The sequence below is a fragment of the Streptomyces sp. NPDC045678 genome (genome assembly GCF_056432085.1).
On sequence record NZ_JBWKJS010000004.1, the window covers coordinates 260794 to 272905 of the forward strand.

The window sequence follows — 12112 nt, forward strand, 5'->3', positions numbered from 1 at the left end:
AGGGCGGTCGGTCGTCGGCTAGCGGCCGTGGTCGCGGAGCCGGCCCACGCGCTCGCGGTCACTGCGCAACTCCGCACGCAGCAGCCGCGACAGCGGAGCGAGGAGCCGCCGCGCGAGGTCGTCGAGATCGGCGGGGGCGGCGGATTCGGCGGTGGGACCTGCTTCGGGGCCGGAGCCGACGTGCTCGGACGGGGCCGGGGTGGGCGGTTTGGGCTCCGCGGGGGCGGGGCGGGGGGCCGGGGCGGATTGCAGGGGGATGGACACCTGCGGCCGTGGCTGGGGTTGCGGTTCGGGCTGAGAGGGCGCGGCGCGTCGTTGGACGGGAGGCGCCGGGGTCGGCGCGGTACGTACGAGGGGCGGGGTGGTGCTGTGCATGTGACGGGGCGCGGGCGCGCCGGGCTTCGCGAGGGGTACGACGACGGGGGCGGCGCCGTTCCCGGGCGTGTGCGTGGTGCGGGACGCGGGGCTTGCCGACTGTTGCAGGGGCACGGGGGCGGGCGCCGCCTTGGGCTGGGCCCCCGCTGTGGGGGTGTGCGACGTGCTTGTGGTGTGCGGCGTCAGGCCCCGGGCGGGGGAGAGGGGGTACTGCTCGGCGGCGGGCCGGTGACTGCCGGGGGCGACACGGCGGTTGATCGGGACGACGGGGAGCGGCTGGTGTGACTTCGCGGCCGGCGCGGGTGCGGGCGCACCTGTCGTGGACCGGGGCGCCGGGTGGTTCTGGGGGCGTGCGGGTTCGCCGCTCGCCGCCCTCTGGACGGGGGCGACGGGTGTGCCGACGGTGGCGGCGGTGTGGCGGGCTCGGTCCTGGCCGCTTGCGGTGGGGGCTGCGCCGTTGGTCGTCGACGGTCCGCTTGTCGGGCTCGGGTGGTTCTGGGGTGCCGGGGCGGGGGCGGTGGGCGGTGTGGGTGCGGTGTTCGCCGACCGCTGGACGGGGGGCGCTACGGGGGCGCCGATGGCGGTGCGGCGCGGACGGCTCTGGCTGCCGGCTGCGGAAGAGGGTGCGCCGTCGGTCGTCGGCGGTCCGCTTGTCGGGCTCGGGTGGTTCTGGGGTGCCGGTGTGGGCGCGGTGTTCGCCGACTGCTGGACCGGGGGCACGGGGGCGCCGATGGCGGTGCGGCGGGGGCGGGGCTGGCTGCTCGCCGTGGGGGTGGGAGTGATGGGCGGTGCGGGTACGGCGGCGGCTGACCGCTGCACGGGAGGTACGGGGGCGCCGGTGTTGGTGCCGGTGCTGGTGCTGGTGTGGTGCGGGTGGTTCTGGGTGCCGGGCGTGGCCGTGGGCATGGGGCCGTCGGTCGTCGGCGTGGGGGCGGGAGCGGTGGGTGGTGCGGGTGTGGCGTTCGCTGACCGCTGGACGGGGGGCACGACGGGGGCGCCGACGGCGGTGCGGCGCGGGCGATGCCGGCCGCTTGCCGTGGGTGCGGGTGCGGGTGCGGGGCCGGCGGTCGTCGGCTTGTGGGTGGGTGCCGCCGGGGTGGGGCCGGATGCCGCTGGGGTGGACGTGGGCGTCGGCCTCGGGGCGGGGCCGGTGTTCGTCTGCCTTTGGGCAGGTGCCGTCGGTCCGTTGGCCGGGGCGGGGCCGGGGTGGCTCTGACCCGGTGCCGTGGGCGTGGGTGCGGCGTTCGTCGGCTTCTGGGGCGCGGGCGTCGGCGCGTCCGTCGCCGAGGTGGGGCGGGGACGCCTCTGGACGGGTGCCGTGGGTGTGGGCTCCGCGGTCGTCGGCTTCTGGGCAGGGGGCGTTGGGCCCTGGGCCGGGGAGGGGCCCGGGCTCGTCGACCTCTGGGCAGGGGCGACCGGTCCGCTGACCGGACCGCGGTTGCTCGCCGTGGAGGCGGGCGTGGTCTTGGGTGCGGGGCCGTTGTGCGCCGTCCGCTGCACGGGGGCCTCGCGCGGGGCGCTCCGCGGTGCGGGCGCGTTGGCCGTGGACTGGTGCGGAGGGCTCTTCGGGGCCGGGCCGCTCGCTGCGGGGCCGGGCGTGGAGGTGGACGTGGGCGCCGGGCTGTTGGGCGCCGTCCGCTGTCCGGGGCCCTCGGGCGGACGGCTCTTCGAGGCAGGGCTGCCAGGCGCGGCTGCGGACTTGGGTGCGGGACCGCTGTTCGCCGACCGCTGGACAGGGGTCTCGGGCAGGCGGCCCTTCGGCACAGGGCTGCCGGCCTCGGGGGCGGTCGTGCGCTCCGGGCCGCTGTCGGCTGTCCGCTGGACGGGGGCTCGGTGCGTGGCGCTCTGCGGTGCGGGCGCGTCCGTCGCGGCATCCTGCGTACGGCTGTTCGGCGTCGGGTCGCTCGCTTCGGGAGCGGACGCCGGCATGGGCGCGCGGTCGGCCGTCCGCTGGACGGGGGCCTGCTGCGCGGCGCTCTGCGGTGCGGGCGTGTCCGACACCGCCTCGTGCGGGCGGCTCTTCGGGGTCGGGGCGCTCGCCTTGGGCGCGGGCGTCGGCGCGGGCGCGTTGTCGGCCGTCCGCCGGCCGGGGGTCCCGTGCGGGGTGGTCCGCGACGCGGGCGCGTCCGTCGCGGCATCCCGCGCACGGCCGTTCGGCGTCGGGTCGCTCGCCGCGGGGGCGGGCGTGGGACTGGGCGCGGGGCCCTTGTTCGTCGCCCGCTGGACAGGGGCCCGGTGGGGAGCGCCCTGCGGTGCGGGCGCTCCCGGCGCGGCCGCCGCGGTCTCGGCCGGGCGGCTCTTCGGCGCAGGGCCGCTCGCCGTAGGAGCGGGTGCGGGCGCAGGCGCGGGCTTGGGTGCCGCGCTGTTGGGCGCCGTCCGCTGGACAGGCGCCTCGGGCGGGGTGCTCCGCGGCGCCTCCGGCGCGGGGGCACCGGCCGGCGTACCGGTACCGGCCTGCGCGCGCTGGACCCGGCGTATGCGAGGCCGTCGCTGTACGGGCTCAACGGGGGATTTCGCCCGTACAGCGACGGGGTCCGTGGCCGCGGGTGCGGCGTGGGACCCCGGACCGGCAGGGGGTACCGGCCCGGGGACATCGGTGGGCAGGGCGTCAGGAGCGACACCCGGCGTGGCGGGGTTCGGCGCCGTACGCGCCGCCCCCACAGGGAACAACTGCCGCTGAGGCACCACGCCCGGCGCCGCCGACACGAGCGGGGAGCGCCGGGTGGCACGCGACGGTTGTACGACAGGTACGGCAGGTACGGCGGGGCTGCCCGGCGAGCCGCTCGCCGGAGCAGGCAGCGCCCGTGCGGCGGCGGACCGCTGCACCGGCGCCTTGGCGGAGGGAGCCGCGGCCCCGCCGCCACCGGCCCCGGAGGACGTGGCCTGCTCATCCGTACCGGCCTCGCCCGTCCCTCGTACCGGCAGATGGAGCGAGGGCAGGTCGAGGTCGCCCGGCCGGCCCGCCACCGGCGTCAGGACGTCGTGCAGCACGCCTCCGGGCGCGGAGGCACGTACCGCATGCCCCAACTCCCCGCCGAAGGACGGGTTCTGGTGCGTGGCGAGCATCGCGCCGAAGCCCTGCTCGGCGACCGTCCGCGGCGCAGCGAGCACACGCTGGACCGGCGGCACGGCGGCCCACCCGCCACCACTGCCGCCGACACCGGAGCCGACACCGGTATCGGCACCCGGGGCGACCTCGGCAGAGGCGGCACCGGAGCCGTCCGGCGCAGCCGGAACGGCCGCGTCCGGCGCACCCGCGCCCGACGCCTCCGTCCCGCCCCGCGACCCCCGCCGCCACTTGAACAAGCCCATCACTTACCTCGACTCACCGACCGGTCGCCTTCGCCTCCGCCTGCTCCACCAATGTGGCGGTCCGCGCCACGTACGCGCGCCGGTCCGCGTGTTCGAGGTCGAGGATGTCGTCCATGCCCCAGTGGAAGTGGTAGGCGAGGTACGCGACTTCCTCCTCGATGCGGTCGGCCGCGTACGTCACGATTCCCCCAGGCGGCTCCCGGCCAGCTCCACCTCGAAGGACTCCGAGCAGTGCGGGCAGGCCACCGCCGCGCGGGTGTGGCCCTCCGCGTTGATCTGCCGATAGAAGTCCTGGAGGAAGGCCAGGTCGGAGGCGAACATGTTCTCCACCGTGCCGTCGTGGACGGAGCCGAGCGTGCCGAGCCGGGTGATGACCCGGCCCAGCAGCACGACGGACAGGTAGGCGGGGTTCTCGCGCACCCGTACGTCCCGCAGCGGCACCAGTTCGTCACGTGCCGTCGCGAGCCGCATCGCACCGTTGCGGTGCACGGTGCCGGACTCGTCCACGAAGCCGCGCGGCAACTCGAACTCGAATTCCGTGCGCAGCGGTTCGCGGACGCCCGTCACCGCGCCGGGCACCGTGCCCGGCCCCGCGGCCGTCCCCGCCGGACCCTCGCGCCGCATTATTCGATGACCAGCTCTTCGAAGACGATGGTGACCTGCTCGGTCAGAGCGGCGGCGTCGCCCGCCTTGACCCCGCTGGTCTCCACCTTGCTGCACCAGGCGTTGCGCAGGTTGTAACGCTTCACCGGGTTGTTCTGGTAGTCCATCATCATGATCGTCGCGTTCTTGCGCGCCGAACCCATGTCACCCGCGATGGACTTGTTGATCCACTCGCTGAAGACGGGGCTCTGCGTCATGCCGCGGGTGACCGTGCACTCGCCGGCCTTCTTCACGCCGGGCATCTTCTTCACGACGGGCTTTCCGTCGGCCGACACCTGCTGGTACTCGATGACGTCCTGCTCCATCGAGAGGCCGCTGACCTCCTGCAGGTACTCGACCATGACGCCGTCGATCTGCAGGCCGAAATTGTGGGTGGTGAGGGCATCACCGGGCTGAAGGGACAAGGGGGTTCACTCCTGGATCGATCGTTCTTGTGGTGGTGTCGGGTACTGCTCGGGCTCGGACTACTCCTCCAGCTCGCCGCCCCCGCCGGAGAACTGCGCGAGCCGGAACACCACGAACTCGGCGGGCTTGACCGGCGCGATGCCGATCTCGCAGACGACCCGGCCGAGGTCGACCGACTCCGGAGGGTTGGTCTCCTCGTCGCACTTCACGTAGAAGGCGTCCTCGGGACGCGCGCCGAACAGGGCGCCCGAACGCCACTCGTTGACCAGGAAGGCCGAGACGTTGCGCCGGATGCGCGCCCACAGGGCGTGGTCGTTCGGCTCGAACACCACCCACTGGGTGCCGATGAGGATCGACTCTTCGAGGTAGTTGAAGTAGCGGCGCACGTTCAGGTAGCGCCAGGCCGGGTCGGACGCCATCGTGCGCGCGCCCCACACGCGGATGCCGCGGCCCGGGAAGGCGCGGATGCAGTTCACGCCGATCGGGTTGAGCAGGTCCTGCTCGCCGCGGGTGATCTGCAGGTCCAGGTCGACCGCGCCGCGCACGATCTCGTTGGCGGGAGCCTTGTGCACACCGCGCTCGGCGTCGTTGCGCGCCCAGATGCCCGCCATGTGGCCGGACGGCGGCACGACCACCGACTGGCCGGAGGCCGGGTCGAAGGACTTGATCCAGGGGTAGTAGAGGGCGGCGTAGCGCGAGTCGTAGCCGGCCAGTTCCTGACGCCACTGCCGGACCTGGCGGGCGTTCAGCGACGGCGGCGGGTCGATGATGGCCATCCGGTCGCCCATCAGCTCGCAGTGCGAGATGAGGCCGAGCTGGACCGCCTTGACCTGCTCCTCGTCGATGATGCCCTGCTGGTACGCGGCCATCAGGTCGGGCACCGCGACCATGTTGATCTCGTCGAGGGCCTCCAGGCCGCCGAAGCCGGTGCGGTCCGAGGAGTCGCCGATGAACTGGGCGGTCTCGATGCGCGACACGTGGCCGTTCGAGGCGGGCACGGCGGGGGTGGCGGGGGCCGGCGGCGCCAGGGTCACGGTCTGCGCGTCGGGCTTGGCCAGCTGCCCGCCCGCCGTGGAGGCCTCCTCCAGGGCGATCGTCTTGGACCGCTGCCTGACCTGCGTCACCACGTAGTTGCGGGCGGTCTTCTTCGCGCTGACGTCGAAGTTCTCGACGACCTTGTCGCCGTCCTTGACGATCAGCTTGAAGCGGTCGGCCGCGCCCTCGCCCTCGCCGTCCTGCACCTCGACGGTCAGCGCGCCGCCGTCCGTGGTGCCTGCGGTGATCGCCGACACCGTGAACGCGCCGAGTGCCACGGGCTCGCCCGCGGTGAGCTCCTTGGGGGCCTGCGCCTGCGTCTGCTGCGCGGGGGCCTGCTGCTGCGGCTCGGCCGCGTCGGTGCCGCCGACGCGCACGACGTACGCGGCGCTGCCGCCGTTGTTGAAGAACCCGTACACGGAGTGCGCCAGGTAGTACCCGTCCGTGAACTCGCCGAACGCGGCCACGTACTGCGACCAGTTGGTCACCAGCGTCGGCTCGTTGAGCGGTCCCCGCGGCGCAAGGCCGACGAAGGCCGCGACGGAGGTGCCGACGCCTTCGATGGGGCGCGAACCGCTGGCGACTTCCTCGATGTAGACGCCGGGGGACAGGTAGTTGGGCATGCTGCTGTGCTCCAAGGCTCGAGGGGTGGCGAGGGTGTGGCGGGCGGACCGGCGATGCGCCGGTGCGGCTGCCGCTCGTTCCCCCTGTGTGCCGGCCGTGTGCCGGTCCCCGCTGGTTCGTACCTTGTCGACGATGTCTCACGCGCGGGCCGGTGCGTAGAGACGGAAGGACGTCAGTGAGGGCAGATGCCGCTGCCCGTTCAGCCGCCGGGCGGACGCCGCCGACCTGTGTGTTCGCGGTGACGGCCGGGCGTACCCGGTCGGCGCGGGGCACGTTGCCCGTCCGGTCACGGGACCGGGGGCGGAGGGCAGGTCGGGGGTGGGGCGGCGGGGAGGAGCGGGGTCGTGCTGTGCGGACCGCGGCCGAATGTGAAGGGTCGGTGGCGCATATGCCATGCCCCGGGTGCCCCGCACGTCAACACCTGGTCAACATGGTGGCGCAAGTGACCCGCACGAGTCGGGGGACCGGTGGGGCTGACGTAACGTTTGGTGCGTACGGTCATGTGTGGCGCGTACGAACGGGCACTTCGCGGTGCGTCACAGGGCAAGGAGTGCGGGCTGACAATGCGGGGCGACGCGGGCGGCCGCACGGGCCGGGACGGCGGGAGCGGGGCCGACCGGGCCGACCGGGGCGACCTGGGCGACCTGGGCGGGCCGTTGTGGTTCCAGGTCCTCGGGCCGGTGCGGGCCTGGCGCGACGGGCAGGCCCTGACGCTCGGACCGCCGCAGCAGCGTGCGACGCTGGCCGCGCTGCTGCTGCGCGGTGGCCGGCCGGTGTCGGCGGCGGAGCTGGTGGACGCGCTGTGGGACGAGTCGCCGCCGCCGCGCGCGGTCGGCACGCTGCGTACGTACGTCTCCCGGCTGCGCACTCTCCTCGAACCGGACCGGCGTGCCCGCGAACCCGCGCGGCTGCTGGTGTCGGCGGGTGACGGCTACGCGCTGCGCGTTCCGCGCGGCGCGCTCGACGCGAGCGAGCTGGAGGACCGGGTCTCGGCGGCGCGCACCCTACGTGGCGCTGGTGAACTCCCTGGCGCCTACGCCGAGTTGACGGCCGCGCTCGCCCTCTCCGACGGCGCTCCGCTGGCCGGGCTGCCCGGCCCGTACGCGCGGCGTCAGCGGGACCGGCTCACCGAACTCTCCGTCACCGCGCAGGAGGAGTTCTTCGCCTGCGCCCTCGAACTGGGCAGCCACGGCGAGACGATCGCCCCCCTCACCGCCTTCGCGGCCGAACACCCGCTGCGCGAGCGCGCACAGGCCTTGCTCATGCTCGCCCTGCACCGGGTCGGCCGCCGTGCGGACGCGCTCGCGGCGTACGAGACGACGCGCCGCACGCTCGCGACGGAACTGGGCGTGGACCCGGGCAAGGACCTCACGACGCTGCACACCGCCCTGCTGAAGGGCACCCCTCTGCCCCCCACGGTCCTCCCGTGGCCCGGCCCCGGCCCCTCCGCGCACACGACGCGGTCCGGTGCGGCCACCGCCACCGTGCCCGATGGGGGGACCGGCGGGATCCCGGGCACGGCAGCCGGCCCGGCAACCGGTGCGATGCCCCGCACCGATCCCGGTGCGGAACCCTCCGCCCCCGTCGAACCCCTCGCCCTCATACCCGCCACCACGCCCGCGCCCCCGCCCCGCACCGCCCCCGCAGACCTGGCCGCCCGCCCCCTCCCCCTCAGCGCGCCGACCTCCCCGCACGGAGCCGCCCCCAGCCCCGTCCGTACCTCCGCCGTTCCCCTCACCCCCGCCCAGCTCCTTCCCGACGTGCCCGACTTCGCGGGGCGGGAGGCCGAGGTGCGGGTGCTGACCGAGACGTTGCGGGCCTCCGTTTCCGGGAGTGCGATGGCCGTGGCCACGCTCACCGGGCTCGGCGGCGTCGGCAAGACCGCGCTCGCCGTGCACGTCGCCCACGCCTTACGGCACGAGTTCCCCGACGGGCAGCTGTACGTGGACCTGCGGGGCGCCGACGCCGCCCCCGGCGTGGACAGCGGCAGCGCGCTCACCGGGTTCCTGCGCGCGCTCGGCATCCCCGAGAGCGCCGTGCCCGACGGACTCGACCAGCAGACCGCCCTCTACCGTTCGCTCCTCGCCGGACGGCGCGTCCTCGTGTTCCTCGACAACGCGCGCGACACCGCGCAGGTGCGGCCACTGCTGCCCGGCGCGCCCGGCTGCGCGGTCCTGGTGACCAGCCGCTCGCGGACCATCACCCTGCCCGGCGCGCGCCTCGTCGACGTCGAGACGATGGACGAGCGGCAGGCGCTCGGCCTGCTCAACGCCATGCTCGGCGCCGAGCGCGTGGCCGCCGAGCGGGACGCCGCACGCGAACTCGTCGCCGTCTGCGGCGGGCTGCCCCTCGCCGTCCGCATCGCCGCCGCCCGCCTGGCCGCACGGCCGGGCCGCCCCATGACCGACCTGGTGGCACGGCTGCGCGACGAGCGCCGCAGGCTGGACGAGCTGCGGGTGGACGACCTGGGCGTCGAAGCCACCTTCCGGCTCGGATACGAGGCCCTGGAACCGGGCCTCGCCCGCGCCTTCCGCATGGTCTCGCTCTGCTACATGCCGTCCTTCTGCCGCGGCGCCGCGGGCGCCCTGCTGGGCGTCGACGAAGAGGAGGCCGAGGAGGCGGTGGAACGGCTGGTCGACGCCGGACTCATGGAGCTGCACGGCGAAGACCGCTACCGCTTCCACGACCTGGTACGGCTCTTCGCGCGCCGCCAGTGCGAACTGCGCGAGAGCGCGGCCGAGCGCGCCGCCGCGCGGCTGCGCTTCCTCGACTACGTCCTGGCCACCGTCATCACCGCCATCCGCCGCACGAAGCCGCACAGCGTGCTCCCCGAGCTGCTGCACCGGCCCGCGTCCGCCGGCAAGGCGCTGCCCGACGAGGCCGCCGCGCACGACTGGCTGGTCGTCGCGCACTCCCGGCTGTGCGACGCGGCGGAGAACGCGCTGCGACACGTACCGGACGAGGACGAGGACGAAGGCGAGAACGAGGTGGGTGAAGACGTCGAGCGGGGCGCCGCGGACGCTCCGACCCCGCCCGGCCTCCGCCCCGTCGTCGACCTCCTCACCGCCTGGTCCCACCTCGTCGCGGGCACCGCCCGCCACCGCGATCTGGAGCCCCTCGCCGAACTGGCGCTGCGCACCGCCCGCCGGCACGGCGACGACCGGTCGGCCGCCCGAGCGCTGCGGCTGCTCGGCGCCCCGCACTACGGCACCGAGACCTACGGCCGCGCCGAACAGGCGCTCCGCGAGAGTCTGCACCTCGCCGCGGGCTGCGGCGACCTTCTCGTCGGCGCCGAGGGCAGCCACGAGCTGGCCATCGTCCTCATGGGCACGGGACGGTTCGCGACGGCCCTGGAGCAACTGCGTCTCGCGTACGCCAGGTTCGGCGCGCTCGGCGGGCACGACGACCGGATCCGCATCCTGTCGCACATGGCCCGCGCGTACGTCGCACTCGGCCGACGCCCGGCGGCGGACACCGCGATCGACGAGGCGGTGCGGCAGGCCCGGCGCTCGGGCAGCACGCACACGCTCGCGCACGTCCTCTACCAGGCGGGCTGCGCGCTGCTCGCGGACGGCAGGGCGGTCGCGGCGGCGGAGCAGTTGCGCGAGGCGCAGCGGCTGCACGGCAAGGCCCGCAACCCGCGCTGGGAGGCGCTGTGCTGGGCCCGTCTCGCCTACTGCGAGCTGGAGCGGGGCAGCCCCGGCGAGGCCATGCGCTGCGCGGACGCGGCGCTCGCCGTCGAGGGCGAACTGGGCGACGCGTTCTGCCACGCGCTGGCGATGGCCGCACGCGGACGGGCGCTGCTCGCCCTCGGCGACCTCGAACGGGCCAGGGCCGCCCTGCGGATCGCCCACCGCGTCATGGAGCGGCGCGGCGCCCTGGAGGCCGACGACATCGCCGGCCTCCTCGCCACGTGGCGCCCGCGCGCGGCGGTGCACGGTCCGGTGCTGTCCGCGTACGGCTGAGAGGCTGACGCCTCACAGAGGCCGTCCACAAGGGCAGTGGGGCCTGCCCTTGACGTCGCCCTTTCGTACAAGGAGGGACCCGGAGGTGCGCTCTACCGTGCCCGTATGACGTGGTGGAACTCCCTTGACCCGGCCGCGGTGACCGTTGACCCCGGTGGCCGGGCGACCGTGCGGCTTCGCGTACGCAACACGGGAGACACCGTCGAGGAGTACCGCCTCGGAGTCGTCGGCGCGGCGGCCGGATGGTCCCGCGTCGAGCCCGACGTGCTGCGGCTCTACCCCGGCAGCGAGGGCACCGCCGAGATCTCCTTCGCGCCGCCCCGCTCGCCCGACGCCGCGGCGGGACCCACGCCGTTCGGCATCCGCGTCGAGCCCCGGGAGAACCCCGAGGCCCGGGACGTGGTCGAGGGACAGGTCACGGTCGCGCCGTTCTCGGAGATCCGCGCCGAACTCCTGCCGCCCACCATTGTCGGACGCTTCCGCGGCAGGGCGTCGGTCGCCGTGGACAACCTCGGCAACACCCCGCTGACGGCGGCCCTCACCCTCCGCGACGACGCCGGCCGCCTCGCCTTCGAGGTCGACCCCACGGCCGTCCAAGTGGCGCCGGGCCGCGCCGCGTTCGCGAACCTGACCATCCGCCCGCAGCAGGTGCTGTGGACGGGGTCGGGACAGACACACCCGCTCACCGTCTCCGTGCGCCGCTCCGGCGACGAGCGGGGCCACGAGCTGCCGGGCAGCTTCGACCAGCGGCCGGTCCTGCCCCGCAGACTGCTCGCCGTCGGCGGTGTGCTCGCGGCGCTCGCCGTCGCGTCCGTCGTGGCGTGGCTGACCTACGCGCCGGACTTTGACGGTTCGGCGCGCGAGAACCAGGCGGCCGCCGCACCCGCCGCCGTCCCGCAGGGCGGCGAGAAGAACGAGCTCGACGACGCTCCGCCGCCTCCGAAGGGGAAGGCGGACGGCGGCGGCCGGGGCGGCACGGACTCGGGTCCGGGCGGCACCGGCGGAGGCGGAGCGAGCGGGGGCGGCTCCGGCGACGGCGGCTCGTCGGGCGGCGGCACCGACCGGGCCGGAGGCGGCGGCACCGGCGGTGGCAGTGGCGAGAAGACGGCGTCGGACGGCGGTGGCGGCAAGGCGCGCACCGGCCCGCCCTGGCGCCGCGGCTACGCGCCGGACGTCGTCGTCGAGTACGCCCAGCAGCGCCTCGCCGCCCTCGGTTCGAAGAATCCCTGCACGCTGACCGGCCACTGGACGCCAGGCGTCATCGACTCCAACACAGAGGCAAAACTCATCTGTTACCAGAAGGCCGTGGTCCGCACCGGCCAGAACTCCGGGAACAACACCGCTCAGATCTTCGAGACGGACGACATGGGCACGCTGGGCCGTGCCACCCTCACCTCGCTGTGGGCGCAGGGCATCCGGCCCGACGCCGTGCGCTCCGGCGCCGACAGCTGGGAGGTCGTACAGCTCCAGGCCGCGTTCTGGTGGGCCTCGCAGGCCGGCATCAGCGACAAGGACCTCGACCGCGACCGCGCGTACGCCGAGCACGGCGTCGCCTACTTCAAGAACGGCCGTAGCGCACCCACCACGGCCAGGTACAACAACAACACGGCGGCTCACATCAAGGAATACCAGGCCTCCGTCGGCCTCCCGGCGACCGGCACAGCCGACAGCGCGACCCTGCGGGCCCTCGTCGGCGGCAGCGTCCACCACCCCGGCGTGACGGGGCGGTGAGC

Annotated in this window: 7 protein-coding genes; 2 read left to right on the forward strand and 5 right to left on the reverse strand. The window is 75.1% G+C overall.

Features of this window, described 5'->3' with window-relative positions:
* Positions 1–18: 18 nt before the first annotated feature.
* From AC07DO_RS15860 to AC07DO_RS15880, 5 genes are read right to left on the reverse strand one after another with little or no spacing between them, the layout of a single operon-like run.
* Entirely contained in the window at positions 19–3687 is a 3669-nt protein-coding gene (locus AC07DO_RS15860) for a hypothetical protein (protein WP_479060031.1), read from the reverse strand.
* A gap of 13 nt (positions 3688–3700) precedes the next feature.
* The gene (locus AC07DO_RS15865) at positions 3701–3868 is read right to left on the reverse strand and encodes a DUF6760 family protein (protein ID WP_165283553.1); all 168 of its coding nucleotides are present in this window, start codon (positions 3866–3868) and stop codon (positions 3701–3703) included.
* Positions 3865–4311: a hypothetical protein gene (locus AC07DO_RS15870; RefSeq protein WP_479060032.1), complete on the reverse strand. Its 447-nt coding sequence runs from the start codon at positions 4309–4311 to the stop codon at positions 3865–3867. The genes AC07DO_RS15865 and AC07DO_RS15870 overlap by 4 nt, the downstream gene beginning before the upstream one ends.
* The gene (locus AC07DO_RS15875; protein WP_125515614.1) at positions 4311–4754 is read right to left on the reverse strand and encodes a phage tail protein; all 444 of its coding nucleotides are present in this window, start codon (positions 4752–4754) and stop codon (positions 4311–4313) included. Before AC07DO_RS15875 ends, AC07DO_RS15870 begins: the two co-directional genes overlap by 1 nt.
* A 60-nt stretch (positions 4755–4814) precedes the next feature.
* Positions 4815–6413 (reverse strand): phage tail sheath family protein, encoded by a 1599-nt coding sequence (locus AC07DO_RS15880; RefSeq protein WP_479060033.1) that lies wholly within the window; start codon positions 6411–6413, stop codon positions 4815–4817.
* A 564-nt stretch (positions 6414–6977) separates the two neighbouring features.
* Here AC07DO_RS15880 and AC07DO_RS15885 point away from each other — a divergent pair.
* Together AC07DO_RS15885 and AC07DO_RS15890 are read left to right on the forward strand one after the other, a co-directional pair.
* Positions 6978–10379, forward strand: a complete 3402-nt coding sequence (locus AC07DO_RS15885) for an AfsR/SARP family transcriptional regulator (protein WP_479060035.1) — start codon at positions 6978–6980, stop codon at positions 10377–10379.
* A gap of 105 nt (positions 10380–10484) precedes the next feature.
* Positions 10485–12110 carry a peptidoglycan-binding protein gene (locus AC07DO_RS15890; protein WP_479060037.1) on the forward strand — a complete coding sequence of 542 codons (1626 nt, stop codon included), beginning with the start codon at positions 10485–10487 and terminating at the stop codon, positions 12108–12110.
* The last annotated feature ends 2 nt before the right edge of the window (positions 12111–12112 follow it).

Bases quoted from the DNA above. Each gene is read 5' to 3' on its own strand.
- AC07DO_RS15890 (WP_479060037.1), top strand. From the start codon at position 10,485: ATGACGTGGTGGAACTCCCTTGACCCGGCCGCGGTGACCGTTGACCCC.
- AC07DO_RS15860 (WP_479060031.1), bottom strand. From the start codon at position 3,687: ATGGGCTTGTTCAAGTGGCGGCGGGGGTCGCGGGGCGGGACGGAGGCG.
- AC07DO_RS15870 (WP_479060032.1), bottom strand. From the start codon at position 4,311: ATGCGGCGCGAGGGTCCGGCGGGGACGGCCGCGGGGCCGGGCACGGTG.
- AC07DO_RS15880 (WP_479060033.1), bottom strand. From the start codon at position 6,413: ATGCCCAACTACCTGTCCCCCGGCGTCTACATCGAGGAAGTCGCCAGC.
- AC07DO_RS15885 (WP_479060035.1), top strand. From the start codon at position 6,978: ATGCGGGGCGACGCGGGCGGCCGCACGGGCCGGGACGGCGGGAGCGGG.